This is a genomic window from Paralcaligenes ginsengisoli, from assembly GCF_054781135.1.
Genome location: NZ_BAAGUZ010000039.1, coordinates 40,491 through 67,017, shown reverse-complemented (window position 1 = coordinate 67,017; position 26,527 = coordinate 40,491). Strand labels below are relative to the sequence as shown.

The following is a 26,527-nucleotide window of genomic DNA, read 5'->3' as shown; positions in this document are numbered from 1 at the left end:
TTGACTGGAATCTCATATACGATGCATTCAGCCAATTATTTTTCCGCATTACCAACTGAATTATGGGGTTTAAATCCCATTATTTAGGAACAAAACGGATGGAACCTCGTTGAAAGCCCTTATGGAAAATGTATGAAACAGGAAACAGCGCTGGAAGGCATCCGGGTTATTGAAATATGCAATGTTGCCGCTGGCCCCTACTGTGGCATGCTGCTGGCGGACATGGGGGCGGATCTGGTGAAGATCGAACATCCCGAAGGCGGCGACACCCTGAGAAGCTGGGCGCCCATCACCAATGGTTTCAGCGAGAATTTCGCCTCTTTGAATCGCAACAAGCGATCGATCGCACTAAATCTGAAAAACGCGGCGGACGTCGAAATCGCGCGGCAACTGATAGCGCAAGCCCACGTCATTCTGGAAAACAACAGGCCCGGCGTCATGGATCGGCTGGGCCTGGGTTACGAGGCCATGCGGGAAATCAATCCGAAACTGGTGTATTGCTCCATTTCGGCCTACGGCCAATCAGGTCCGCGCAACCAGGAGGGCGGCTTCGACTTGACGCTCCAGGCCATGAGCGGCCTGATGAGCGTTACGGGCGAGCCCGATGGCGCCCCGGTGAAATGCGGCGTGCCTGTCTGCGACTTCACCGCGGGCCTGTATGCGGCATTTTCAATCGTATCGGCGCTGCGGGCGGCGCAACGCGAAGGCCATGGAACCCATATCGACATTTCCATGCTCGGCGCCACGCTTGGCATTGCGGCACTCCAGACATCGCAATACTTTGGCACCGGCATCGATCCCCAAAAACTGGGCTCGGCGCATCCACGCAATGCGCCCTACCAGGTATTTCACTGCCGCGACGGATACTTCGGCATGGCCGCCGGAAACAACTCGCTATGGAAATCGGTATGCGGCGTGGTTTCGCGCCAGGATCTGCTGGGCGATGAACGGTTCCTGACGACCGGATCCAGGGCCACGCACCAGGACAGTCTCAGGGAAATACTGGAATCGATATTCGCCGCGGCAGACGCCGAAACCTGGCTCGAACGTTTCCGCAAGGCCGGCGTGCCATGCGCCCCCATCAATACCTACTCGGACGTCCTGTCGGATACTCAGGTCGCCCACATGAATTGGGTGCAAGACCTGAGCCTGCCCAACGGATCGCAAATCAAAACGTTTGGATCGCCCATTCGCTTCGACTCGCGGACCTCGGAAATACGCAAGCCTCCGCCCGCACTGGGTGAGCACAACGCTGAAATCCTGGCGGAATTACAGTCCAAAATGACGGAATAAGAAGATGGATAGCCCGTTAAAAATAGACCGACAATCCGATTGCTGGACATTCACCCTGGACCGCCCCAGAAAAATGAATGCCCTTTCGTCTGAACTGATAGAAGCCCTGCTGGCTGGAGTAGCGCAGGCGTACGACGAAAAAATTCCTTTGCTTGTTTTCCAGGGTAGCGGCAAGAACCTGAGCGCCGGCTTCGATTTCACCGACTACGAGGCCCAAAGCGAGGGCGACCTGCTGCTGCGTTTTGTTCGCATAGAAATGCTGCTCAACGCCATCGCCATGTCGCCGAGCCTGACGATCGCCTTCGCCCACGGGAAAAATTTCGGCGCCGGGGTCGATCTGTTTGCCGTATGCAAACAAAGGTACTGCGCGCCCGGAACCACATTCCGCATGCCGGGGCTCAATTTCGGCCTGGTGCTGGGAACACGGCGATTTGCCGATATCGTAGGCAGGCAAAATGCGTTGGCCATCCTTGGCGAGACCAAAACCTTTTCGGCTGCGGAAGCCGAACGCATCGGCTTTGTCCAGCAAACGGTGGAACCCGATGAATGGGCCGGGCTTATCGATGGCGCCAGGAAAACCGCCGCCGCCCTGGATCACGACACGCGTGTCCGATTCCATGGCGCGATTCACGAGAATCACGCCAATGATGACCTGGCGGCGCTGGTGCGCTCGGCGGCACGCCCCGGCCTAAAAGGACGCATCGCACGCTATTTGAACGGCTAGGGCTCAGGCCTCGTAAAAATAGACAAAAATGCCGATGTAAAGCCCGAACGCCTTAGGGGGCGGGCTTCGGCCTTAGCGCGCAATAATCGCCCGCAGCATATCGACCAGGCGCTCGGCGTGGTCGGGATCGAGCTTTTCAAGCAGGCGGTGCTGGTGTTCCATGGCGCGGTCGCACAAACCGCTGATCAGCTTCGAGCCCTTGGGCGTGATCCGCACCAGGGTCTGGCGCCGGTCGGCGCGCGCGGTGTGCATCGTAACGTAGCCCTGGGCTTCCAGCCGCGGCAGCACCTTGCTGAGCGTCGGCTGCTTGGTGACGGCCAATTCGGCCAGTTCGCCCACGGTTTCACCCTCGCCCTCGATAAGGCTGCCCAGAACGCGCCACTCGGTGACGGTCAGGCCGGCCTTTCTGACCTCGACGTGGAATTCCGCCGAAATGCGATGACTCGCCAGAGCCAGCACGGAGGCCAGGTAGCGATGCACAAAACGAGTCGGCTGCGGGGTGGACATGAATGCTTTCCTTGTGACTCGAAAAATCGTATTCCAAACCGCGAAAGCAGTCAACATAATGGTTTTTACTTATATTCAAGAGCCTGTTATATATATTAAATTTCCAATATATATGAATATTCATGTTTATATTGACAAGCCTAAGCTTCAAGCCTAAAGTATTCAAGACCCGTCAGAGCCGCACCGTATTTTCGCCGTAGCACTGCCGCCGGGCCGCGCCTTGCGTTGTCGGCCGGATCGCGGCGATCCCTGGAGAGATCATGGCAGAACGTTCATTCAAAAAAGAAGTTCAACAACTCCGGATCGGTGCGGGCGAAGAATTTCGCGGCGAAGGCATTCTGGCCGTCACCAAGGCGCTGCTGCAATCGGGCGTAGGCTATGTCGCCGGCTATCAGGGCTCGCCCATTTCCCATCTTATGGATGTCCTGGCCGACGCCCAGGACATCCTGGAAGAACTGGGCGTGCACTTTGAAGCCAGCGCCTCCGAAGCCACTGCCGCCGCCACCCTGGCCGCCTCGGTCATGTACCCGATCCGCGGCGCGGTAACCTGGAAATCCACGGTAGGCACCAACGTCGCCTCCGACGCGCTGGCCAACCTGGCCTCCGGCGGCGTAACCGGCGGCGCACTGGTCATCGTCGGCGAAGACTACGGCGAAGGCTCGTCGATCATGCAGGAACGTACGCACGCCTTTGCCATGAAGTCGCAAATCTGGCTGCTCGACCCGCGTCCGAATCTCGAAAGCATGGTCAAGGCGGTTGAAGACGGCTTTCAGTTGTCCGAAGCCAGCAATACCCCAGTCATCCTGCAATTGCGTATTCGCGGCTGCCATGTGCACGGGCGCTTTACCGCCAAAGACAATCAGCGACCCAAGTTCAGCCTCAGGCATGCGCTGGAAAACCCGGTGCGCGATGTCAGCCGCATCGTATTGCCCCCCGCCTCGTTTTTGCATGAACAGGAAAAGGTCAAGGCCCGCTGGCCCGCGGCAATCAAGTTCATCAAGGAAAACCGGCTCAACGAATTTTTCGACGGCGACGTCCAGGACATAGGCCTGATCCTGCAAGGCGGCCTGTACAACGGCGTGATCCGGGCGCTGCAACTGCTTGGCCTGGCCGATCACTTCGGCAACAGCCGCATTCCGCTGTATGTGATGAATGTCACCTATCCGCTTATCGACGACGAGATCGCGGCGTTCTGCAAGGAAAAAAAGGCGGTTCTGCTGCTCGAAGAAGGTCAGCCCAACTACATCGAACAGAACCTCAACACCATTTTGCGGCAGGCGGGCATTGCCGCCGCGCTGGCAGGCAAAGATGTCCTGCCCATGGCGGGCGAATACACCACGGCCGTCATACGCGACGGCCTGCAAAATTTCCTGGGCCGGTACCATCCCGAGATTCTGCCCGCCATCGGCGCCGCCCCCGAACCGGCCGGCGGGCAAATGGAAATCAGCCAGGTAGTGCGGCCCGTCAAGGAACAGGCCATTACTTTTCAGCGCCGCGCCAAGGAACTGGCCGAAGTGGTACCCGCCCGGCCGGCGGGTTTCTGTACCGGCTGCCCCGAGCGCCCCATATTTTCCGCCCTGACCCTGGCCCAGGAAACGCTGGGCGAGCATCACATCGCCTGCGATATCGGCTGCCATCTGTTCTCGATTTTGCCGCCCTTCAACCTGGGCGCCACCACCATGGGCTATGGCCTGGGCGCGTCCAGCGTGGCGGCATTCAACGTGCCGGCTGCCAAGCGGCCCATTTCCATCATGGGCGATGGCGGCTTCTGGCACAATGGCCTGGCCTCGGGCGTGGGCAACGCGGTATTCAACAAATACGATGGCGTCATCGTCATTATCGACAACTTCTACTCGGCCGCCACAGGCGGGCAGGACGTCCTGTCGTCGCGGGCCGGCAACGATCACCGCTCCACCAACAACCCTATCGAAAGCGCGGTGCGCGGCGTCGGAGTCAAATGGATCCGCACGCTTGACCGCACCTACGACGTCGCCAAGGTGCGCGCCACCATCGAAGAGGCCCTCACCACCTCCGACACCGGCCCCAAGGTCATCATTGCCCAATCCGAGTGCATGCTCAACAAGCAGCGCCGCGAAAAGCCCTTGTTCAACAAAGCGGTCAAGGACGGCAAGCGCAGGGTCAAAGAACGTTTTGGCGTCGATCCCGATGTATGCAGCGGAGACCACGTCTGTATCCGCCTGTCGGGCTGTCCCTCGCTGACCGTCAAGGATAGCGGCGACATCCTCAAAGAAGATCCTATCGCCTACGTCGACAACAGTTGCGTGGGCTGCGGCAACTGCGGCGAAGTCGCCCATGCCGCCGTGCTTTGCCCCTCGTTCTACCGCGCCGATATCGTGCACAACCCCAGTGGCTGGGACCTGTTCAAGGCCAGGGTGCGCCAACGCGTCATCGGCTTCCTGCAGCAGCGCCGCACGGCGCGCCTGAATCAATACTCTCTGTAGACGGCAACGATCATGACTACCCTGTTTCATGCCGGCACCCCGATCAAAATCGCCATTCTCGCCATGGGCGGCCAAGGCGGCGGCGTGCTGGCCGACTGGATCGTCGACATGGCCGAGCACTCGCACTGGTGGGCGCAAACCACCTCGGTTCCAGGCGTCGCGCAGCGCACCGGCGCCACCATTTACTACGTCGAACTGCTGGCCGAATCCGCCGTTCAAGCCGCGGGCAAGCCGCCCACCCTGGCCATGATGCCCACCCCCGGCGACGTCGACCTGGTGGTTGCCGCCGAACTCATGGAAGGCGGCCGCGCCATCCACCGCGGCCTGGTCACGCCCCGGCGCACCGTGCTGATTTCGTCTTCGCACCGCAGCTATGCCGTGGGCGAGAAGGCCGCGCACGGCAATGGCATTGCCGACCCCAACAAAGTCATTGAAGCCGGCAACGATGCCGCCAAGCAGTTTTTCTGCTTCGACCTGCAAGCCCTGGCCGACCAGGCCGGCAGCGTGATCAGCGCCAGCCTGTTCGGCGCCATTGCGGGCAGCGGCGCCCTGCCGTTTGCCCGAGACGACTACGAAGCCACGATTCGCCGCGCCGGCGTTGGCGTCAACGCCAGCCTGAAGGCGTTTTCCCTGGGCTTCGATGCCGCGACCGGGGCGCCCAAAGCCCCATCGCGCATCGATACCAGCCGCCCAATGCCGACGATTCCCGAAACCGCCCCGCACCCCAAGGTGCGCGCGTTGCTCGACGACCTCAAGCAAAACTTCCCTGTCCAGGCCCAGCCCATGCTGGTTGCCGGCCTGCGGCGCGTACTTGAATTCCAGGATCTGCGCTACGCCAGGGAATATCTGGAGCACATGCACGATATCCGCAAGCTGGACGGCCAGTTCGGCGGTACGGCGGAATCGTGGGAACTCACCACGGCGGCGGCCCGCTATGTGGCCGTGGCCATGGCCTACGACGATGTCATCCGTGTGGCCGACCTGAAAACCCGCGGCTCGCGTTTCGATCGCGTGCGCCAGGAGGTCGGCGCCAAAGAAGACCAACTGGTCTATACCACCGAATACATGCACCCCAGGCTGGAAGAAGTTTGCGGCACCCTGCCGGCTTTCCTGGGGCGCAAGATCGAAAACTCCAAAAGACTCAGCTCCTTCCTGAATCGTTTTTTCCGCAAAGGGCGCTTCCTGCAAAGCGGTACGCTGGGCGGCTTCATCATGCTGTATGCCCTGGCCGGCATGCGCCGCTTCCGCCGCGGCACCTTGCGGCACCAGGCCGAGGTTCAAAGCCTTGATCAGTGGCTCAAGCAGATTTCCGACACCGCGCACCACGATTACGATCTGGCGGTCGAGGTCGTGAACTGCCGGCGCCTGGTCAAGGGCTATAGCGACACTCATGCCCGCGGCGACAGCAAGTACCAGCGACTGTTGCTGGCAGCCAGCCAGTTGCTGGGCCAGCAGAACGCGGCGGCACGCCTGCGGACACTGCGCAATGCCGCCCTGGCCGACGACAAAGGCACGCAGCTCGATCATCTGCTGGAACAGGATCTCAAGGCCGCCGCATAGAAGACGCCTCTTTCAACAACCCTGGCCGGCCAATCCGGGATTGGCCCACCATACCGAGCGATAAGCCGTGACCACCCTGACTCTTACCGTTGCCGCCGTACAGACTGAAACTCCGATCATTCGATCCCTGGTCCTGACAGCGGCCGACGGGGCGGCGCTGCCCGGCTTTACGGCGGGATCGCATCTGAAGATCCATATCCCCGGCCAGAAAGAGCAGCGCTGCTACTCGCTGATGGGCCTCGAACCCGACAATGGCCTGTTCGAGGCGCCCGCCAGCTATCGCCTGGGAATCCGTCTGGAAGACCCAAGCACTGGCGGATCGCGCTATATGCATCAGCTCAAGGCCGGCGACACGCTCATCGCCGAAGGCCCGAAGAACGATTTTCCCCTACACCCCGCCCAGGCCGACGAACCCGCAACCGTACTGATCGCCGGCGGCATAGGCATCACCCCGATTGCTTCGATGGCCGCCGCGCTGAAGGCCCAGCAGCGGCCCTACCAGCTGCACTATTACGGACGCAGCCTGGACCAGATGAGCTTCGTGGACGAACTGTGCGGGCAGCACGGCGCCGCATTGAGCGTTCACGCCGATGACGATGCCGCCACACTGCTGCCCCTGCCCGCGCTGCTCGAACAAACAGACCCCCGGCAGCACTTGTACATATGCGGTCCCAAAGGGCTGATCGATGCCGTTGTCGAACAATCGCACGGCAAGCATTGGCCGCATTCGCATGTTCACTTCGAACTCTTTACCGCGGCGGCGCCGCAAGCGGGCGATCGCGGCTTTGAGGTCGAACTGCGCCAGTCCGGCCAGGTGTTTCATATTCCACCGGACAAGACCATACTCGAAGTGCTCGAAGCAGCCGGCTGCGATCCGCTTTTCGACTGCAAGCGGGGCGAGTGCGGCGTCTGCCAGGCCGTGGTCCTGGAAGGCGTGCCAGACCATCGCGACTACTACCTCTCCGATGACGAGCGGGCCGAAGGCAAGGTCATGCAAATCTGCATTTCCCGCAGCCACTCCGATCGTCTGGTTTTAGACCTCTAGACCCAAGGATACCCCCATGAGCTATCGCCATAATCCCGCCGCCGTCCAGGCACTGGTGCGCGCCACGGAAGTCCACAAAGACCTGTTCATCGACGATGAAGTGTTCGATCTTGAAATGGAACACCTGTTCGCCAACACCTGGGTCTATGTCGGCCACGGCAGCCAGATCCCCAACGTGGGCGACTTCTACACCACCACGGTCGGCAACCAGCCCGTGGTCATGGTCCGGCATACCGACAAGACCGTCAAGGTCTTGTACAACCGCTGCCCGCATAAAGGCGTCATGGTGGCCGGCGATACCTGCGGCAATACCGGCAAGTTCTTTCGCTGCCCCTACCATGCCTGGACCTTCAAGACCGACGGCAAGCTGCTTTCGGTGCCCTTGAAGAAAGGCTACGACCCCGAGGTCTTCAGCCAGTGCGAAGCCAGCCAGGGCATGGCGCCGGTCGAAAACACACGCGACTACCGCGATTTCATTTTTTGCCGCCTGAGCCCGCAAGGCCTGTCCTTCGAGGACTTCTTCGGCGAATCGCTCTCGACCATCGACAATATGATCGATCGTTCGCCCGAAGGAAAGCTGGAAGTGGCCGGCGGCGTCTTGCGCTATATGCACGACTGCAACTGGAAGATGCTGGTCGACAACCAGACCGATACCTGTCACCCCATGGTGGCCCACGAGTCTTCGGCCGGGACCGCCGTGCGGGTCTGGGAAGAGGCGCCCGAGGGCACGCCCAAGCCCATGGCCGTCGAACAATTCGCCCCCTTTATTTCGCCTTACGAATTTTTTGAAGGCATGGGCATACGCGTCTGGGAAAACGGCCACGGCCACACCGGCGTCCACAACTCCATACATGCCGCGTACTCGGCGGTCCCGGGTTATATGGAGGCCATGGTCGCCGCCTATGGCGAAGAACGTGCCCACCGGATACTGGCCGACACCCGGCACAACACCACCTACTTCCCCAATATCATGGTCAAGGGTCCGATCCAGACCCTGCGCATCTTCAAGCCCCTGGCCGCCAACAAAACCCTGGTCGAGTCCTGGACCTTCCGCCTGGTGGGGGCGCCCGACCTGCTGCTGGAACGCACCTTGATGTACAACCGGCTTATCAATGCGCCCACTTCGGTGGTCGGCCATGACGATCACGAAGTGTACGAACGCTCGCAGCACGGATTGCACTCGCGCGGCCGCGACTGGGTCAATGTGGCGCGCCTCTACGAGCCCACCGAGCCGGAGCGGAAAAACGAAGCGGTCAACGGCACCAGCGAATGGCAGATGCGCAATCAGTACCAGGCCTGGGCGCGCTTCATCACGGCAAGCATGAAGGAGCAGGCATGAGCCCCTTGAACTCTCAGCAATTGATCGATTTTGTGTATGCGGAAGCCCGCCTGCTGGACGAGCGGCAGTTCGATGCCTGGCTTGATCTGTTTACCGAAGACGGCCATTACTGGATGCCCCTGACCCACGGCCAGACCGACGCCCGCCTGCAAGCCTCGCTCATGTATGAAGACAAGCTCCTGCTCAAAGTCCGCGTCGAGCGGCTGGCCGGCCAGCGCACCTATTCGCAACAACCCGTCAGCCGCAGCCATCACCTGCTGCAGCAACCCACCATCGAAACCCAGCATCCCTGGCACCAACCCGAACTGGGGCACTATGTGGTCAGGGCCGCTTTCCACTATATTGAAACCCGGCAGGATCAACAGGCTCTGTACGCCGGCTGGGCCACCTACGAACTGGCCACGCAAGAGCAGGCTTTGCGTATCCGGCAAAAGCGCGTCGATCTGGTCAACTGCGACTCGGCATTGCGCAGCATTCAGTTGTTCATGTAAGGAGCCGTTCTTGCCCAGTACCCTCAACTCGGTCTATCAGGCATTCGGCTGGACGGCCCGGAGATTGCCGCAGAACCCGTTCCTGTGCGTCATGCCGGAAACGGCCGGCATCTACGGCATCGAGCCGGGAGAAATCGGCTATCGGGCATTCCTTGCGCGCGTCGACACACTGAAAGCCGCGTATCAGGATGCCGGCTACGGACACGGCCATCGAGCCGGCCTGCTGCTGGAGAATCGTCCCGCCTTCTTCCTGCACTGGTTTGCGCTGAACGCCCTGGGCGTGTCCGTGGTGCCGATCAATGCCGACATGCGGGCGGCCGAACTCGAATACCTGGTCGGCCACTCCGAAATCGCGATCGCCGTCGCCCTGGAAAGCCATCACGCATCGTTGCACGCGGCCGCCGCGACAACGGGCCGGCCGCTCGTTGTCATCGGCCCCGACCAGGCCCCCCAGCCGGCGCAGTCCGCCGCACCGCTGGCCAATCAGGCGGTGAACAGCGCCACCGAATGCGCGCTGCTGTATACCTCGGGCACCACCGGCCGTCCCAAGGGCTGCATCCTGCCCAACGAATACTTCCTGCATGCCGGACGCTGGTATGCGGGAATCGGCGATCTGGCCGCGCTGAATGCCGGCACGGAACGCATGCTTACGCCTCTGCCTCTGGTACACATGAATGCCATGGCCTACTCGGTCATGGCCATGGTCCTGACCGGCGGCTGCCTGATCGCCATCGACCGCTTTCATCCCAAGACCTGGTGGGACACGGTGCGCGATTCGCGGGCCACGGTCGTGCACTACCTGGGCGTCATGCCGGCCATACTCATGAAGGCCGCGCATAGCCCTCTCGATACCGAACACCGGGTACGCTTCGGCTTCGGCGCCGGCATCGACCGATCCCTGCACGCGCCCTTCGAGCAGCGTTTCGGCTTCCCCTTGCTCGAAGCCTGGGCCATGACCGAAACCGGCGCCGGCGCCGTCATCATTGCCAATCGCGAACCCCGGCTTATCGGTACGAGTTGCTTCGGCAGGGAAGAGGCCGACGTGGAAGTCCGGCTCGTCAACGATGCCGGCCAGCCGGCCCAGGCGGGTGAAAACGGCGAACTGCTGGTCAGGCACGCCGGAGCCAACCCACGCTTCGGCTTCTTTGCCGGCTATCTGAAAGACCAGGCCGCCACGCGAGAAGCCTGGCAGGACGGCTGGTTCCACACCGGCGATATCGTGCGGCGCAACGAACAGGGTTACCTGCATTTTGTCGATCGCAAGAAAAACGTGATCCGGCGCAGCGGCGAAAACATTGCCGCCATCGAGGTCGAGAGCGTGCTGGCCCAGCACCCGGCCATCAAGGCCGTGGCCGTGGCCGCCGTGCCCGATGCCGTGCGCGGCGACGAAGTGCTGGCCTGCGTGGTCTGCAACACGCCTCCCGAAACCCACGCGGCCAAGCAATTGGCGCACGACATCGTGAGCTGGAGCCTGGCGCAGCTGGCCTATTACAAAGTGCCCGGCTATGTGGCTTTTGTCGATGCCCTGCCCTTGACGGCCACCAACAAGATTCAGCGCGGAGAACTCAAGAAACTGGCTCCCACCTTGCCCGGCACGCCGCTGTGCTTCGACACCTGTTCAATGAAAAAACGGCAGGAGCTCGCACCATGACGCCCACGCGAACCGGCTACCAGGGCATCGTGGCAACCGTTCCGGTCACCATTCCCTACGTACGCTACTCGATTCACAGCGCCCATTGGTGGCTGGGGAAAGCGCTGGGCGCGATGGTGCGCGGCGCCGGCGTGGCCAAGCACGATATCGACGGCCTGTGCGTGTCCAGCTTTACGCTGGCTCCCGACACGGCCGTGGGCCTGACCCAGCATCTGGGCATGAGCCCCCGCTGGCTGGATCACATTCCCATGGGCGGCGCCAGCGGCGTCATTGCCTTGCGCCGCGCCGCCCGCGCGGTGCAGGCGGGCGATGCCGACATCGTCGCCTGCGTGGCCGGAGATACCAACCACGTCGACTCGTTCCGCCATACCGTCAGCCAGTTCTCGCGTTTCGCCCAGGACGCCGTCTACCCTTATGGCGCGGGCGGCCCCAACGCCAGCTTCGCCCTGCTTACCAAGAACTATATGCGGCAAACCGGGGCCACTCGCGAAGATTTCGGCAAACTGTGCGTGGCCCAGCGCGACAATGCCCTGCGTTTCGCGCACGCGCTGATGAAAAAGCCGCTGAGCCTGCGGCAATACCTTGACGCCCGGCAGATCACCGACCCCATACACCTGTTCGACTGCGTCATGCCCTGCGCCGGCGCCGACGCCTTTCTGGTCATGCGTGAAGAAAAAGCGCGGGCGCTCAAGCTGCCTTTTGTGCGCATTCTGTCGACCATAGAGCGGCACAATGCCTGGGCCGAAGACCCCATGCAGTTTCGCGGCGGCTGGACCATGGATCGGGACGCCTTCTACGAACATGCGGGGGTCGGGCCCGGCGATGTCGATTTCATGCAAGCCTACGACGATTACCCCGTCATCAACATGATGCAGATCGAAGACCTGGGCTTCTGCGAAAAAGGCGCCGCGCCGCAATTCGTGCGCGACCATACCTTTACCATCGATGGCAGCTTTCCCTTCAATACCAATGGCGGCCAGCTTTCAGTCGGCCAGGCCGGCGCGGCAGGCGGCTATCTGGGCATGGTCGAAGCCATGCGCCAGTTGACGAACAGCGCCGGCGCCACCCAAGTGGCCAAAGCCGACATCGGCCTGGTCAGCGGTTTCGGCATGATCAATTACGACCGCGGCATTTGTACCGCCGCCGCCCTGCTGGCAAGGAGCGCGGCATGACACGGGCGCTGAACAAGCCATCCAGGAAAAATCCCGTCGCGCGCACCCGGCAGCCCACGCTGCCGCCCGGCCTGCGCAGCCGGCGCGCATTGGGCCTGACCGCCGCCGCCGCGGTCGGCCGCTTCGATCTGCAAGTCTGCCAGGAATGCCAGGCGGTGCAGTATCCGCCGCGCGAGGTATGCCACCGGTGCCTGTCGGACCAGTTGACATGGCAGGCGGTCGAGCCGCAGGGCCGCTTGCTGGCCTCGACCATCCTGCACCACAGCAACGATCTGTATTTTCGCGAGCGCCTGCCCTGGCGCATAGGTACGGTCCAACTGGCCGCCGGCCCGTCGATCGTCGCACACGTACATGGCGATTGCCAGGATGGCAGCCCGGTCAGGATGGCCCTTAAACTCGATCGCAGCGGCCACGCCGTCATGATCGCTCTCCCGGAACACGAGACACCGAATATGGCAGACGATCCCACTCTACGAGAAACTTCCGGCGATCCCAAGTTTCGCCGCGCGCTGGTCACCGACGGCAAGACCGCGGTCGGCATGGCTGTCATCAAAGCCCTGCTCGATGCCGGCGCCGGCACCGTGTTCGCGGGCGATCCGGAAACCTGGAAGAAATCGCCGGACTTCGATGCCCTGTGCCAGGATCCGCGCATCCAGGTGCAAGCCTTCAGCGTCACCGACACCGATTCGGTCGAGCGCATCTCGCGCTCCATAGGGGGCAAGGTCGACATTCTGGTGAACACCGCCGATTACGAACGCGACGGCGGCGTCCTGTTCAACCGCGATCTGAATAAAGCGCACGATGCGCTCGATGTGAATTGCCTGGGCCTGCTGCGCCTGGCGCAGCACTTCGGCCCGGCCATGGCCGGGCGGACCGCCGATGGCGTCAATAGCGCCGTGGCCTGGGTCAATATCCTGTCGATCTATGCTCATGTCAGCCTGCCGTCGCGCGGCATCTGGTCGGCATCCAAGGCTGCCGCGCTGTCCGTCGCGCAATGCCTGCGCAACGAAATGCGCCAGTCGGGTGTGCGCGTGGTCAATGTATTTCCAGGCCCCATCGATCACGAATGGGAGCAGCTCACGCCGCCGCCGCGCGTCAGCCCCGCCGCCATTGCAAACGCCATCGTGAAAGCCCTGCGGGACGGCACCGAGGATGTGTATGTCGGCGATGTCGCCCAGGAATTCATGGCTCGCCTGCGCGACAACCCCAAGGGCCTGGAACGCGAGCTGGGCGATTCATGAGCCCTCTCAAACGATTTGGATTTATGGAGACATCATGACCACGCCAGTACTAGCCCAGTTCATGTCGGAACTCGTATCGGGAAATATCCGGATCGTCGATCTGACCGAGACTCTGACTCCCGAATTTCCCACCATTGTGCTGCCGCCCGAATTCGGCCAGGCCTGGCCCTTTCGCATCGAAGAAATTTCACGTTACGACGAGCGCGGTCCCGCCTGGTACTGGAACAATTTTTCCTGCTCGGAACACACGGGAACCCACTTCGACGCGCCGGTGCATTGGGTCAGCGGCAAGGACCAGCCCAACAACACCGTGGACACCATTCCCATCGACGCCTTCGTCGCCGAAGCGGCGGTTATCGACTGCTCGGCCGAATCCAGGGAAAATGCCGACTTCCTGCTGACGATCGACTTCGTCAAGCAATGGGAAGCCACGCACGGCCGGATCAAGCCAAGATCCTGGGTGCTGATGCGCACCGACTGGTCCAAGCGCGCCAAGCCCAACGATTACCTGAACATGCGTGAAGACGGCGCGCACTCGCCCGGACCGGATGCCGAAGTCGTGCCCTGGCTGATCAAGGAGCGCGATGTGCATGGCTTCGGCACCGAATCGGTGGGTACCGATACCGGGCAGGCCCAGCATCTGAATCCGCCCTATCCCTGCCACTACTACATGCACGGCAACAATCGCTATGGCCTGCAATGCCTGACCCATCTGGATCAATTGCCGGCCACGGGGGCCGTGATTTTCTCGGCACCCCTGAAGATTCGCAGCGGCTCGGGCAGCCCTTTGCGCGTCCTGGCCTTGATTTCCGCAGCCCAAGCCTGACACCGGAGAACGCTTTGTCCAAGTCTTACACAGCCGTCGTCACCGGCGGCAGCGCCGGCATCGGCGCCGAGATCTGCCACCAGATGCTCGATGCCGGTTACGACGTCATTTCCCTGGCACGCCGCGATTCCGAGATCAGCCATCCCCGGCTGCGTTCGATCAAGGTCGATCTGCTCGACGCCGCGGCAACCGAGCAGGCCGGCGCCGAAATCGCCCGCGACCACGCCGTCACGCACGTGATCCACAATGCCGGCGTGATCTGGCCGCATCTGCTGCCCGATGTCACCCTCGACGAATTGCAGGGATTGACCCAGATCCACCTGGGATCGGCCATTTCGCTGGTGCAGGCCTGCCTGCCCTCGATGCGCCAGCACCAGTTCGGCCGCATCGTGCTGATGTCCTCGCGCGGCGCGCTGGGCCTGCAGACCCGTACAGCCTATTCGGCCACCAAGGCCGGCATGATAGGCATGGCGCGCACTTGGGCGCTGGAACTGGCGCCGCAGGGCATCACGGTCAATGTGGTGGCGCCCGGCCCTATCCAGACCGATATGTTTTACGATGTGATCCCCGCCGGCAGTGAACGCGAACAGAATATTGCCAAGGGCATTCCGGTGCAGCGCCTGGGCCGGGCCGACGATGTGGCCCGCGCCGTGATGTTTTTCTCGGATCCGGCCAACGGCTTTGTAACTGGCCAGACGCTGTATGTATGCGGAGGCGCCAGCATCGGCTCGATCACCATCTGACCATCCGGCGGTTCGGCCCATGGCTGTCCCGCCCTTGGCTCTTTCCCGCACCAAGCCTTTTGTTTTAAACATAAACTATTTATACTTTAAACCCCGTTCGCGCATAACACGATATATTCACGACAAGCCTTCCCCAGGCATTCTTTTCAGCAGCCACTCGATGGCACTCAACGGAGACAACAATATGTTATTGAAGAAACTCGCTACGGCAGTGGTCGTCATCTCGGCACTGGGCGCAACCCCGGTTCTCGCCCAGGTAAAAATCGGCGTCGTTACGTCATCCACCGGCCCTACCGCCCTGATCGGCATTCCGCAAAAAAATACCGTCGCGCTGCTGCCCAAGAAAATCGGCGACCTGACGATTCAGTACATTTCGCTGGACGATGGCAGCGACCCGACTCAAACCGTCACCAACTTCAAGAAGCTGATCACCGAAGAAAAAGTGGATGCCATCATCGGGCCATCAGGTTCGCCCAATGCCATGGGCGTGATCCAGTTTGCGGCCGAATCGGGTACGCCCATGCTGGCGCCGGTAGGCACGGCCGCGGTAGTCCTGCCCATGACGCCGCAAAAGAAGTGGGTCTTCAAGACCACCCAGAACGACGATATTATCGCCAAGGCGCTGGTTGATCAGATGGTCAAGTCTCACGTCAAGACCGCCGGTTTCATCGGCCTGAACGATGCCTATGGCGAAAACTGGCTGAAGGTCTTCACGCAGCTGGCCAAGGCGCACAATATCAAGATCGTGGCCACCGAACGCTACCAGCGCTCCGACAGTACCGTGACGGGCCAGGCGCTGAAGATATTCGCCGCCAAGCCCGACGCCGTACTGATAGCCGGCACGGGCGCAGCTGCCGTGCTGCCCGAGGTAACCCTGGCCAAGCAAGGCTATAAAGGTACTTTCTATCAAACCCACGGCGCCGCGTTGCCAGCCTTCCTGAAGCTCGGCGGCAAGGATGTCAACGGCACTATTCTGGCCGCCAGCCTGATGCTGGTACTGCCGGAGATTTCCGACGCCAATCCGTCGAAGAAAATTGCCGAAAATTACATTGCCGCTTATAAGAAGGTCTATGGGGAGCGTCCCGCGACCTTTGGCGCGAATGTCTACGATGCGGGAATGCTGCTGGAACGCGCGATTCCAATTGCGGAGAAGTCAGCCAAGCCTGGCACTAAGGAATTCCGGAGTGCTTTACGCGATGCGCTTGAAAAAACACATGAGTTGGTGGCTACGCAAGGGGTGTACAACATGACGCCTGAAGATCACAGCGGTTTCGATGACCGCGGGCGTGAGTTGATTACGGTTAAAGACGGGGAATGGCGGTTGCTGAAGTAGTTAGTATTCGGCGCTGTGGTTCCATTGATTTGGACTGTGTTGTTTGTGTAGGCGGCGGTTAATTCTATAAAGACGCCGCAGGGTGGGCGGTGCTGTGCAGTCCGGCACGTCCAGCGGTCGAGGCGCTACGCGCCCCGACTGCCCGGGTCTGCCTCGTCCAGGCGGGCGTCGGGCCAACTCACTGCGCCGCTGGCGCGGCTCCGTTCAAACAGGGCCCGCCGAAGGCCCCCGCCTTCCCTTCGTCAGCACCCGGCGCTGGACTACCGCCGGCCTGCACAGCACCGCCCACCCTGCGGCTCGCGTTGAGGCAATGCATCGAGAGATACGTTGAGGCGTCGGGTGCTTAGTAAATCCAGGGTTGGCACATCGAGTGGCCACGTGATAGAACCATGAGTACAGGTAAGTTGACCCTTGGTGCGAGCACGTTAATTCCAGGCACCCCGTAACGTCATTCCAGGCATGCCCTAACGTAAGCCGTCTATCGGGGCTTGGGGCCAGGGCCGGCGTAAGGCGTGCGCCGGATTTAGCTCGGCAAGGCGGGGGAAGTCGTCGGGCGCTGTCTGAGTGCCGGCCCGCGTCGCGGGACGGCGCGAGTTCGCCCGACGCCCGCCTTGACGTGCTAAATCCGGATGAAGCACGCCGTGCCGGTCCTGGCCCTAAGCCCCGATAGACGGCGTCTTTAAATACCTATCCTCCACCGAATGCCATAAACACTAGAATCAAAAATACTCCAACCTTCGATCCCAGGCGCCTATGCTTTCAAACGCTCGGCATGAAAGGCCATATGGTCCTGAATGAAGGTGGAAATAAAATAATAGCCATGATCGTAGCCTTCATGACGACGCAAGGTTAGAGGCTGCCGGGCCTGCGCGCAGGCGGCCTCGAACACCTCGGGATAAAGCTGTTCGGCCAGGAAACCGTCTGCCAGACCTTGGTCGATCAGGATTCCGTCTGGAAAGGGACAATCCGCTTCAGCCATGAGCCGCGAGGCATCGTGGCCGGCCCAACCGCCTTGGTCGGGCCCCAGATAGACCGTAAACGCCTTCTCGCCCCACGGGCATTGCGAAGGTGCGGCAATGGGTGCAAACGCCGATACCGAATGAAATGTGCCGCGATGGCGCTGCGCCAGCACCAGGGCGCCATGACCGCCCATCGAATGGCCGAAAATACCCACGCGGCCCGCATCGCCCGGCAAGGTGCTGGTGACGATGCCGTGCAATTCCTTTGCCACATAGCTTTCCATGCGGTAATGCGTGTTCCACGGCGCCTGCGTGGCGTCGACATAGAACCCCGCGCCCGTACCCAAGTCCCAGCTGGCGTCTTCGCCCGCAATGTTGGCTCCGCGCGGGCTGGTGTCGGGCGCCACCAGCATCAGCCCGTGCTCCGCCGCGAAACGCTGGGCATGGGCCTTGATCATGAAAGTTTCTTCGGTGCAGGTGAGGCCGGCCAGGAAGAACAGCACCGGCACCCGCTGCTGCTCGGCCTGGGCGGGAATGAAGACCGAAAAGCGCATGGGCAAGCCTATGACGCCCGAGGCATGGCGGTAGAAACGCTGCCGCCCCCCGAAGCATCGATGCTCGCTGACGAGTTCCAGCATATCGTGCGACATCAGTACATCACCACCGAACGGATCGATTCGCCACGATGCATCAGGTCGAAGCCCTCGTTGATTTTTTCGAGCGGCAGTATATGCGTGATCAAGTCGTCGATATTGAGCTTGCCTTCCATATACCAATCGACGATCTTGGGCACGTCGGTGCGCCCGCGGGCGCCGCCGAAGGCCGAGCCCTTCCATTGCCGCCCCGTCACCAGTTGGAACGGACGGGTGGAAATCTCGGCGCCCGCTTCGGCCACGCCGATGATGATGGACTGTCCCCAGCCTTTGTGGCAGCACTCGAGGGCCTGGCGCATGACCTTGGTATTGCCTATGCATTCAAACGAATAATCGGCGCCGCCGTCGGTCAGTTGAACGATATGGTCGACGACATTGTCGACTTCGGACGGGTTGATGAAATGAGTCATGCCGAATTGGCGTGCCAGTGCCTCGCGCCGGGGATTCAAATCGACACCGATGATCTTGTCGGCCCCCACCATTTTGGCACCCTGGATCACATTCAGGCCTATGCCGCCCAGGCCGAAAACCACCACATTGGCGCCGGCTTCGACTTTGGCCGTGAACACCACCGCGCCCACGCCGGTCGTGACGCCGCAGCCGATATAGCAAACCTTGTCGAAAGGGGCATCGTCGCGAATCTTCGCCAGGGCAATTTCCGGCACCACAATATGATTGGAGAAGGTGGACGTACCCATATAGTGGCTTACGGGCTTGCCGCCCACGGTGAAGCGCGAAGTGCCGTCCGGCATCAGGCCCTTGCCCTGCGTGGCGCGTATGGCCTGGCACAGATTGGTTTTACGCGACAGGCAGAATTTGCATTGGCGGCACTCCGGCGTATACAGGGGAATGACATGGTCGCCCACCTTGACCGACGTGACCCCGGGGCCGGTCTCCAGCACCACGCCGGCGCCTTCATGCCCCAGTATGGATGGAAAAATCCCTTCGGGATCGGCGCCCGACAAAGTGTAGTAATCGGTATGGCAAATTCCCGTCGCCTTGATTTCGACCAGCACTTCGCCGGCCTTGGGGCCCTCCAGTTCGACATCTTCAATGGTCAGGGGCGCACCCGCTTTCCAGGCAATGGCTGCTATCGTTTTCATGTTGGACTCCTGATTGCTGGTTTGATGCCGTTGCGCCGACGATCGCAACGAGCTCTTCATGGGCATAGTATAAGATGCGCGCATTCTTGTATAGACATATGGCCGCACGCGCTTTAACGGCTATTATGCAACACGTTCCTGCGAGTAAAATCGAAACCCTTTGTATCGTCTTCAAACCACCTACCATGGCCAGACTGCCACGCCTTTACGCTCCGCAAACTCCCCAGCTTGTACAGGCCCGTTTTGCGCAGCCGCTGGCCCGGCAGTCCGATCCCAGCCCGGCCGCGGAACTCGACCAGATGCTGGTATGGCTGCATGACAGCGCCCGCGAACATCGTGTCGCCGTGCACGGCTGGTCGCTGATCAACGACCGCATCGCCTTGCTGGCCACGCCTCCAGGCCGCGAGAACCTGCCCAAGCTCATCCAGACCCTCGGCCGGCGTTTCGCGGCCCGGTACCGGCACGGCAGGGTGTTCGCCGAGCGTTATCGCAGCGCCCTGCTCGAGCCGGGCCGGTGGGTATTGCCCGCCCTGATCTGGCTGGAATCCTTGCCGGTGCAATTGGCCTATGTCGAGCAGGCCGAAAGCTGGCCCTGGTCATCGGCGGCCTATCACGCCGGCATCCAGGCCACGGCCGGCGCGTGGGCCGACGATCACCCCGATTACTGGAACGCCGGCAACACTCCGTTCGACCGGCAGGCCCAGTATCGGGAGCGCCTGCGCGCAGGCTTGTCCTTGAACCAGCGCCAGCAAATCGAACAGGCGCTGTTCGGCCAGTGGGCGCTTGGAGACCCGGCGTTTCTGCAGCAGCTTGAAGCTCATGCCAGCCGCCGGCTGACTCCCGCCCCACGAGGCAGACCCAGAAAGATCGCCCTCTGATTCTTTATTTCGCGATCGGCGCAATCACGTGCGACCTCGCGTTCAAGCAAGCGGCAGTGACTGGGCGCAACATGTCCATTTCTCTCGAAACCATCCCATTCGGGAGCCGGGATGCACCTTTTCCCAATGAAATTGATACGTCCCTTATTTTTAAAACAAAAGATTTAATGTATTTTATTTAGGGACGTACCCTATATAAAATTCTTGCCAAGCGAAGCCGACCGCAGTATCTTTTAGATCTTGCAACGCAACATTTCCAGCGCAGAACTCTGCGGAGTCCCCTTATGTCCCAAATTCCGACCCCCTCCGGCTCTTCTGAAGCCGCTATCGACGCGACGCGTATCGGCCTGCCGCCTGCCCAGGGGCTGTACTCGCCCGAAAACGAGCACGATGCCTGTGGCGTCGGTTTTGTGGCCCATATCAAGGGGCGCAAAAGCCACTCCATCATTCAGCAAGGCCTGAAGATTCTCGAAAACCTCGACCACCGGGGCGCTGTCGGAGCCGACAAGCTGATGGGCGATGGCGCCGGTATCCTGATTCAAATTCCCGATGCCCTGTACCGCCAGGACCTGGCCGCTCAAGGCATCGAACTGCCGCCGCCCGACGAGTACGGCATGGCCATGGTGTTCCTGCCCAAGGAAATGGCCTCGCGCCTGGCCTGCCAGCAAGAGCTCGAGCGCGCCGTGCGCGACGAAGGCCAGGTGGTCCTGGGCTGGCGCGATGTGCCCGTCGACACCGAAATGCCCATGTCGCCCGCCGTGCGCGCCTGCGAGCCGGTCATCCGCCAGCTCTTCATCGGCCGCGGCCCCGACATCATGGTGCCCGATGCCCTCGAGCGCAAACTCTACGTCATCCGCAAAACCGCCAGCCATGCCATCCAGCATATGCGGCTGGCGCACGGCCAGGAATACTTCGTACCCTCGATCTCGGTGCGCACCGTCGTTTACAAGGGCCTGCTTCTGGCCGACCAGGTCGGCCGCTATTATCGCGACCTGGCCGACACCCGCGCCGTGTCCGCCCTGGCCATGGTGCACCAGCGTTTCTCGACCAATACCTTCCCGGCCTGGCCGCTGGCCCACCCTTATCGCATGATTGCCCACAACGGCGAAATCAACACCGTCAAGGGCAACTTCAACTGGCTGCGCGCGCGCGAAGGCGCCATGCATTCGGCGGTGCTGGGAGACGATCTGCCCAAGCTTTATCCGATTGTCTATGAAGGCCAATCCGATACGGCAACCTTCGACAATTGCCTGGAATTGCTCGTGATGTCGGGCTATTCGCTGGCGCACGCCATGATGATGATGATCCCGGAAGCCTGGGAACAGCACACCAATATGGATGCGCACCGCCGCGCCTTCTATGAATATCATGCGGCCATGATGGAGCCCTGGGATGGCCCGGCCGCCGTGGCATTCACCGACGGCCGCCAGATCGGCGCCACGCTGGACCGCAACGGGCTGCGCCCGGCGCGCTACCTGATCACCGATGACGATATGGTCGTCCTGGCTTCCGAAGCCGGTACGTTGTCGATTCCCGAGCATCGCATCGTCAAGAAATGGCGCCTGCAGCCGGGCAAGATGTTCCTGATCGACCTGCAGCAAGGCCGCATCATCGATGACGCCGAGATCAAGTCGCAGCTCGCCAACAGCCGCCCCTATGGCCAGTGGATCGAGCGCCTGCGCCTGAAGCTGGAATCGCTGCCGGCCCAGAAAATCGCCGAGGCGCCGGCCCAGGCCGCCTCGCTGCTCGATCGCCAGCAGGCTTTCGGCTGGACCCAGGAAGACTTCAAGTTCATTCTCGAACCCATGGCCCGCAACGGCGAAGAAGTTACCGGATCCATGGGCAACGATGCGCCATTGGCCGTTTTGTCGAACCGCGCCAAACCGTTCTACAACTATTTCCGCCAGCTGTTTGCACAGGTGACCAACCCGCCTATCGATCCGATTCGGGAACAAATGGTGATGTCGCTGGTGTCGTTCATTGGGCCCAAACCCAATCTGCTCGACATCAACAACGTCAACCCGCCGCTGCGCCTGGAAGTGGCCCAGCCGGTGCTCGACTTTGCCGCCATGGCGCAAATTCGCAATATCGAACACATTACGTCGCACAAGTTCCGCACGTTCGAACTCGACATCACCTACCCCGCGATCTGGGGCCGCGAAGGCATCGAGGCCTGTATCGCGGGCCTGTGCTCGAACGCCGCCGATGCGGTGCGCAGCGGCTACAACATTCTGCTGGTGTCCGACCGCAAGATCGACAGCGAACGCGTCGCCATTCCCGCCCTGCTGGCCACCTCGGCCATTCACCAGCATTTGATCCGCGCCGGCCTGCGCACCAACACCGGCCTGATCGTGGAAACCGGATCGGCGCGCGAAGTGCATCACTTCGCCTTGCTGGGCGGCTACGGAGCCGAAGCCATTCACCCTTACCTGGCGCTCGAATCGCTGTCCACGCTGGACAACCCCGAGCAGGCCATCAAATACTATATCAAGGCTATCGACAAGGGGCTCAACAAGGTCATGTCCAAAATGGGCATCTCGACCTATATGTCCTATACCGGCGCGCAAATTTTCGAAGCGGTCGGCCTGCAGTCCAAGCTCGTCGATCAATACTTTACCGGCACTCCCAGCAATATCCAGGGCATAGGCATTTTTGAAGTCGCCGAGGAAGCCCTGCGCCTGCACAGGGCGGCATTCGGCGACGACCCGGTCTTGAAAAACGCCCTGGATGAAGGCGGCGATTACGCTTTCCGCATCCGCGGCGAAGAGCATATGTGGACGCCCGATTCGATCGCCAAGCTGCAGCACGCGACCAAGGCCAACAACTACAGCACGTATAAAGAGTACGCTCAACTCATCAACGATCAGTCGCGCCGCCACATGACTTTGCGCGGCCTGTTCGAGTTCAAGGTGGATCCGGCGCGAGCCATTCCCCTGAGCGAGGTCGAGCCGGCCAAGGAAATCGTCAAGCGCTTTGCCTCGGGGGCCATGTCGCTGGGGTCGATCTCGACCGAGGCGCATACGGTCATGGCCGTGGCCATGAATCGCCTTGGCGGCAAATCGAACACCGGCGAAGGCGGCGAAGACGAACTGCGTTATCGCGACGAAATGCGCGCCGGCAAGAGCACCATCAAAAAGGGCGATACGCTCGCCTCGCTGCTGGGCTCCGACCGCGTCGAGGCCAATGTGCCGCTGGAGGCCGGCGATTCGCTGCGTTCACGCATCAAGCAAATCGCGTCGGGGCGTTTCGGCGTTTCGGCCGAATACCTGTCCAGCGCCGACCAGATCCAGATCAAAATGGCTCAAGGCGCCAAGCCGGGCGAAGGCGGCCAGTTGCCCGGACACAAGGTGTCCGATTACATCGCCAAGCTGCGCTACTCGGTGCCCGGCGTAGGCCTGATCTCGCCTCCGCCGCATCACGACATTTACTCCATCGAAGATCTGGCGCAGCTTATTCACGACCTGAAGAACGTCAATTCGTCCGCCTCGGTCTCGGTCAAGCTCGTCTCCGAAGTCGGTGTCGGCACTGTTGCAACAGGCGTGGCCAAAGCCAAGGCCGACCACGTCGTCATCGCCGGCCACGATGGCGGCACCGGCGCTTCGCCCGTATCGTCGATCAAGCATGCCGGCACGCCCTGGGAACTGGGCCTGGCCGAAACGCAGCAGACGCTGGTGCTCAACAACCTGCGCAGCCGCATCCGCGTACAGGCCGACGGCCAAATGAAAACCGGCCGCGACGTGGCCATCGGCGCCCTGCTTGGGGCCGACGAATTCGGTTTCGCCACCGCGCCGCTGGTCGTCGAAGGCTGCATCATGATGCGCAAATGCCACTTGAACACCTGCCCGGTCGGGGTGGCCACGCAAGACCCTCAATTGCGCAAGAAATTCCAGGGCAAGCCCGAGCACGTGGTGAACTACTTCTTCTTTGTTGCGGAAGAGGTTCGCGAAATCATGGCTCAGCTCGGCATCCGCTCGTTCAACGAATTGATCGGGCGTGTCGATCTGCTCGACATGCGCAATGGCATTGAGCACTGGAAAGCGCAGGGCCTGGATTTTTCCCGCGTATTCCACCAGATTGACTCGGCAGCCGGGCGCTATCAAACCGAAGAACAGGATCACGGCCTGGCCAAGGCGCTCGACCATCTGCTCATCGAACGCAGCAAGGGCGCCATCGAACACGGCGAAAAAGTATCCTTCATTACACCCGTGCGCAACCGCAACCGCACCATCGGCGCCATGTTGTCCGGGGTCATTGCCAAGCGCTATGGCCACGAGGGCCTGCCCGACGACACCATACACATTCAGTGCAATGGCGCCGCCGGCCAGAGTTTCGGCGCCTTCCTGGCCCACGGCATCACGCTCGATCTGGTTGGCGAAGCCAACGATTATGTGGGCAAGGGCCTGTCGGGCGGCCGCATTATCGTGCGTTCGCCCAATGACTTCCGCGGCTTCGGCCCCGACCACATCATCGCCGGCAATACCGTGTTATACGGTGCGCTGGCCGGCGAAGCCTATTTCAATGGCGTCGCGGGCGAGCGCTTTGCGGTGCGCAATTCGGGCGCGGCGGCGGTCGTCGAGGGCACCGGCGACCACGGCTGCGAATACATGACCGGCGGCACCGTGGTGGTGCTGGGCGAAACCGGGCGCAACTTTGCGGCGGGCATGTCGGGGGGAGTCGCCTATGTCTGGGATCCGCACAATACCTTCCGCGAACACTGCAACCTGTCCATGGTCGAGCTCGAGCCCGTGCTCGCCCATGCCCAGCAGGTCGAAGCCAATGGCATCGACAGCTGGCACAGCGCGGTGCGCGGCAGCGAGCGGGAAACCGACGAAACCATTTTGCGCCGCCTCATCGAGGACCACTACCGGTATACAGGCAGCTTCCGTTCACGCGACATACTCGGCGACTGGCAACAGGCGCGCGGCACTTTCGTGAAAGTCATGCCGACCGACTACCGCCGTGCGCTGGGTGAAATGTGGCGCGCCAACAACCTGCAACAAATAGCCGCCTGAGGACGAGAGCATGGGCAAGATTACCGGTTTCATCGAATTTCAGCGCGTCAAGGAAGCGTACGAGGCGCCTCAGAAGCGTCTCAAGCACTGGCGTGAATTCGTCCATACCCTTAGCGACGACGAGGCCAAGCAACAGGGCGCACGCTGCATGGACTGCGGCATACCGTTTTGCAGCAACGGCTGCCCGGTCAATAATGTCATCCCCGACTGGAACGACCTGGTTTACAAGCAGCAATGGCGCAGCGCGCTCGATGTGCTGCATTCAACCAACAATTTCCCGGAGTTCACCGGCCGCATCTGCCCCGCTCCCTGCGAGGCCGCCTGTACCCTGAACATCAATGACGACGCTGTCGGCATCAAGTCGATCGAACACGCCATCATCGACAAAGGCTGGGCCGAAGGCTGGGTGACTCCCCAGGTACCCAGCAGGAAAACCGGCAAGAAGGTCGCCGTAGTGGGCTCGGGCCCGGCCGGGCTGGCCTGCGCGCAGCAGCTCGCCCGCGCCGGCCACGCCGTCACGGTATTCGAGAAAAGCAATCGCATCGGCGGCCTGCTGCGTTATGGCATTCCCGATTTCAAGCTCGAAAAATCGCATATCGACCGCCGCCTGTCTCAAATGGAAGCGGAAGGGGTCGAGTTCTGCCCGTCGACCTACGTGGGCGATGCCGCCAACGCCGAAGACGGGCTGACGGTGCGCACTCCCGAGTCGCTGAAGGCCGAGTTCGACGCCATTGTTCTGAGCGGCGGCGCGGAGAACCCGCGCGACCTGCCCATCCCCGGCAGGGAGTTGAAAGGCATCCATTTCGCCATGGATTTCCTGCGCCAGCAAAACAAGGTGGGCGCCGGCGATCGGATCGCCAAGCAAACGCTGGCCAAGGGCAAGCATGTAATAGTGATCGGCGGCGGCGACACCGGCTCCGATTGCGTCGGCACCAGCAACCGCCAGGGCGCCGCCTCGGTAACGCAATTCGAGCTCATGCCCAAGCTGCCGGGCGAGGAAAACAAGGGTCTTACCTGGCCCTATTGGCCGGCCAAGCTGCGCACGTCTTCGTCCCACGATGAAGGCTGCGAGCGCGACTGGGCCGTAACCTCCAAATCCTTCGAAGGCAAAGGCGGCAAGGTCGAAAAGCTGGTTGCGGCACGTCTGGAATGGTTCAAGGACGAAGCCACCGGCCAGACCAAGATGCGTGAAATCGAAGGCTCGCAATTCGACATCCCGGCGGACCTGGTGCTGCTGGCCATGGGCTTCGTTTCGCCTGTCAGGAATGTCCTGGAAGCCTTCAATGTCGATCTCGATGCGCGCGGCAATGCCAAGGCCAATACCGACGACTACAGCACCAGCACCGGCAAGGTCTTTGCGGCCGGCGACATGCGCCGCGGCCAGTCGCTCATTGTCTGGGCCATACGCGAAGGCCGCCAGTGCGCGCGATCGGTTGACGAGTACTTGATGGGAGCGAGTACACTACCCCGCTGAACCCTGGATATCTGTCCCGTTTATACCGGCTACCCCTGGGTAGCCGGTTTTCAATTTCGGC

Annotated in this window: 19 protein-coding genes; 16 read left to right on the top strand and 3 right to left on the bottom strand. The window is 61.4% G+C overall.

Features of this window, described 5'->3' with window-relative positions; genetic code table 11:
• Positions 1 to 132 precede the first annotated feature (132 nt).
• The gene (locus ACYVIS_RS18510; RefSeq protein ID WP_460874688.1) at positions 133 to 1,293 is read left to right on the top strand and encodes a CaiB/BaiF CoA transferase family protein; all 1,161 of its coding nucleotides are present in this window, start codon (positions 133 to 135) and stop codon (positions 1,291 to 1,293) included.
• 4 nt (positions 1,294 to 1,297) lie between these two features.
• Positions 1,298 to 2,017, top strand: coding sequence for an enoyl-CoA hydratase/isomerase family protein (locus tag ACYVIS_RS18505; protein WP_232741627.1), 720 nt, complete (start codon positions 1,298 to 1,300; stop codon positions 2,015 to 2,017).
• 72 nt (positions 2,018 to 2,089) lie between these two features.
• Here the strand turns inward: ACYVIS_RS18505 and ACYVIS_RS18500 are convergent, their stop codons facing one another.
• Positions 2,090 to 2,524 carry a MarR family winged helix-turn-helix transcriptional regulator gene (locus ACYVIS_RS18500; protein ID WP_232741628.1) on the bottom strand — a complete coding sequence of 145 codons (435 nt, stop codon included), beginning with the start codon at positions 2,522 to 2,524 and terminating at the stop codon, positions 2,090 to 2,092.
• A gap of 260 nt (positions 2,525 to 2,784) precedes the next feature.
• Here ACYVIS_RS18500 and ACYVIS_RS18495 point away from each other — a divergent pair, with 260 nt between their 5' ends.
• From ACYVIS_RS18495 to ACYVIS_RS18445, 11 genes are all read left to right on the top strand, one after another.
• Positions 2,785 to 4,986 carry a thiamine pyrophosphate-dependent enzyme gene (locus ACYVIS_RS18495; protein WP_460874687.1) on the top strand — a complete coding sequence of 734 codons (2,202 nt, stop codon included), beginning with the start codon at positions 2,785 to 2,787 and terminating at the stop codon, positions 4,984 to 4,986.
• Positions 4,987 to 4,998: 12 nt separating this feature from the next.
• Positions 4,999 to 6,546 carry an indolepyruvate oxidoreductase subunit beta family protein gene (locus ACYVIS_RS18490; protein WP_460874685.1) on the top strand — a complete coding sequence of 516 codons (1,548 nt, stop codon included), beginning with the start codon at positions 4,999 to 5,001 and terminating at the stop codon, positions 6,544 to 6,546.
• Positions 6,547 to 6,613: 67 nt separating this feature from the next.
• Positions 6,614 to 7,591 (top strand): PDR/VanB family oxidoreductase, encoded by a 978-nt coding sequence (locus ACYVIS_RS18485; RefSeq protein ID WP_460874684.1) that lies wholly within the window; start codon positions 6,614 to 6,616, stop codon positions 7,589 to 7,591.
• Between the two features lie 16 nt (positions 7,592 to 7,607).
• Positions 7,608 to 8,930, top strand: coding sequence for an aromatic ring-hydroxylating dioxygenase subunit alpha (locus ACYVIS_RS18480; RefSeq protein ID WP_460874683.1), 1,323 nt, complete (start codon positions 7,608 to 7,610; stop codon positions 8,928 to 8,930).
• Complete coding sequence (locus ACYVIS_RS18475) at positions 8,927 to 9,421, top strand: aromatic-ring-hydroxylating dioxygenase subunit beta (protein WP_460874682.1); 495 nt, start codon at positions 8,927 to 8,929, stop codon at positions 9,419 to 9,421. Before ACYVIS_RS18480 ends, ACYVIS_RS18475 begins: the two co-directional genes overlap by 4 nt.
• A 10-nt stretch (positions 9,422 to 9,431) precedes the next feature.
• On the top strand, positions 9,432 to 11,072 hold the full coding sequence (locus ACYVIS_RS18470) for an AMP-binding protein (protein WP_460874681.1): 1,641 nt from the start codon (positions 9,432 to 9,434) through the stop codon (positions 11,070 to 11,072).
• Entirely contained in the window at positions 11,069 to 12,244 is a 1,176-nt protein-coding gene (locus tag ACYVIS_RS18465; RefSeq protein ID WP_460874680.1) for a thiolase family protein, read from the top strand. The genes ACYVIS_RS18470 and ACYVIS_RS18465 overlap by 4 nt, the downstream gene beginning before the upstream one ends.
• On the top strand, positions 12,241 to 13,485 hold the full coding sequence (locus tag ACYVIS_RS18460) for an SDR family NAD(P)-dependent oxidoreductase (RefSeq protein WP_460874679.1): 1,245 nt from the start codon (positions 12,241 to 12,243) through the stop codon (positions 13,483 to 13,485). Before ACYVIS_RS18465 ends, ACYVIS_RS18460 begins: the two co-directional genes overlap by 4 nt.
• Before the next feature lie 34 nt (positions 13,486 to 13,519).
• On the top strand, positions 13,520 to 14,311 hold the full coding sequence (locus ACYVIS_RS18455) for a cyclase family protein (RefSeq protein WP_460874678.1): 792 nt from the start codon (positions 13,520 to 13,522) through the stop codon (positions 14,309 to 14,311).
• Between the two features lie 14 nt (positions 14,312 to 14,325).
• A complete protein-coding gene (locus ACYVIS_RS18450; protein WP_460874677.1) occupies positions 14,326 to 15,054 on the top strand; it encodes an SDR family NAD(P)-dependent oxidoreductase in 729 nt (242 codons plus the stop codon).
• A 184-nt stretch (positions 15,055 to 15,238) separates the two neighbouring features.
• Positions 15,239 to 16,387 (top strand): ABC transporter substrate-binding protein, encoded by a 1,149-nt coding sequence (locus ACYVIS_RS18445; RefSeq protein WP_460874676.1) that lies wholly within the window; start codon positions 15,239 to 15,241, stop codon positions 16,385 to 16,387.
• Between the two features lie 751 nt (positions 16,388 to 17,138).
• Here ACYVIS_RS18445 and fghA read toward each other — a convergent pair.
• Positions 17,139 to 17,996: an S-formylglutathione hydrolase gene (fghA, locus tag ACYVIS_RS18440; protein ID WP_460874675.1), complete on the bottom strand. Its 858-nt coding sequence runs from the start codon at positions 17,994 to 17,996 to the stop codon at positions 17,139 to 17,141.
• Entirely contained in the window at positions 17,996 to 19,102 is a 1,107-nt protein-coding gene (locus ACYVIS_RS18435) for an S-(hydroxymethyl)glutathione dehydrogenase/class III alcohol dehydrogenase (protein ID WP_232741641.1), read from the bottom strand. Before ACYVIS_RS18435 ends, fghA begins: the two co-directional genes overlap by 1 nt.
• A 185-nt stretch (positions 19,103 to 19,287) precedes the next feature.
• Between ACYVIS_RS18435 and ACYVIS_RS18430 the strand changes: the two genes are divergently transcribed.
• From ACYVIS_RS18430 to ACYVIS_RS18420, 3 genes are all read left to right on the top strand, one after another.
• A complete protein-coding gene (locus tag ACYVIS_RS18430; protein WP_460874674.1) occupies positions 19,288 to 19,980 on the top strand; it encodes a hypothetical protein in 693 nt (230 codons plus the stop codon).
• Between the two features lie 284 nt (positions 19,981 to 20,264).
• Positions 20,265 to 24,992, top strand: coding sequence for a glutamate synthase-related protein (locus ACYVIS_RS18425; RefSeq protein ID WP_460874673.1), 4,728 nt, complete (start codon positions 20,265 to 20,267; stop codon positions 24,990 to 24,992).
• A gap of 10 nt (positions 24,993 to 25,002) precedes the next feature.
• The gene (locus ACYVIS_RS18420) at positions 25,003 to 26,466 is read left to right on the top strand and encodes a glutamate synthase subunit beta (protein ID WP_232741644.1); all 1,464 of its coding nucleotides are present in this window, start codon (positions 25,003 to 25,005) and stop codon (positions 26,464 to 26,466) included.
• Positions 26,467 to 26,527 lie beyond the last annotated feature (61 nt).

What these genes read in the sequence shown, in the direction of transcription:
- ACYVIS_RS18455 (WP_460874678.1), top strand. Translation starts at nt 13,520, where the DNA reads ATGACCACGCCAGTACTAGCCCAGTTCATGTCGGAACTCGTATCGGGA.
- ACYVIS_RS18445 (WP_460874676.1), top strand. Translation starts at nt 15,239, where the DNA reads ATGTTATTGAAGAAACTCGCTACGGCAGTGGTCGTCATCTCGGCACTG.
- ACYVIS_RS18425 (WP_460874673.1), top strand. Translation starts at nt 20,265, where the DNA reads ATGTCCCAAATTCCGACCCCCTCCGGCTCTTCTGAAGCCGCTATCGAC.
- ACYVIS_RS18495 (WP_460874687.1), top strand. Translation starts at nt 2,785, where the DNA reads ATGGCAGAACGTTCATTCAAAAAAGAAGTTCAACAACTCCGGATCGGT.
- ACYVIS_RS18510 (WP_460874688.1), top strand. Translation starts at nt 133, where the DNA reads ATGAAACAGGAAACAGCGCTGGAAGGCATCCGGGTTATTGAAATATGC.
- ACYVIS_RS18500 (WP_232741628.1), bottom strand. Translation starts at nt 2,524, where the DNA reads ATGTCCACCCCGCAGCCGACTCGTTTTGTGCATCGCTACCTGGCCTCC.
- ACYVIS_RS18505 (WP_232741627.1), top strand. Translation starts at nt 1,298, where the DNA reads ATGGATAGCCCGTTAAAAATAGACCGACAATCCGATTGCTGGACATTC.
- ACYVIS_RS18475 (WP_460874682.1), top strand. Translation starts at nt 8,927, where the DNA reads ATGAGCCCCTTGAACTCTCAGCAATTGATCGATTTTGTGTATGCGGAA.
- fghA (WP_460874675.1), bottom strand. Translation starts at nt 17,996, where the DNA reads ATGTCGCACGATATGCTGGAACTCGTCAGCGAGCATCGATGCTTCGGG.
- ACYVIS_RS18480 (WP_460874683.1), top strand. Translation starts at nt 7,608, where the DNA reads ATGAGCTATCGCCATAATCCCGCCGCCGTCCAGGCACTGGTGCGCGCC.
- ACYVIS_RS18460 (WP_460874679.1), top strand. Translation starts at nt 12,241, where the DNA reads ATGACACGGGCGCTGAACAAGCCATCCAGGAAAAATCCCGTCGCGCGC.
- ACYVIS_RS18465 (WP_460874680.1), top strand. Translation starts at nt 11,069, where the DNA reads ATGACGCCCACGCGAACCGGCTACCAGGGCATCGTGGCAACCGTTCCG.
- ACYVIS_RS18430 (WP_460874674.1), top strand. Translation starts at nt 19,288, where the DNA reads ATGGCCAGACTGCCACGCCTTTACGCTCCGCAAACTCCCCAGCTTGTA.
- ACYVIS_RS18490 (WP_460874685.1), top strand. Translation starts at nt 4,999, where the DNA reads ATGACTACCCTGTTTCATGCCGGCACCCCGATCAAAATCGCCATTCTC.
- ACYVIS_RS18435 (WP_232741641.1), bottom strand. Translation starts at nt 19,102, where the DNA reads ATGAAAACGATAGCAGCCATTGCCTGGAAAGCGGGTGCGCCCCTGACC.
- ACYVIS_RS18420 (WP_232741644.1), top strand. Translation starts at nt 25,003, where the DNA reads ATGGGCAAGATTACCGGTTTCATCGAATTTCAGCGCGTCAAGGAAGCG.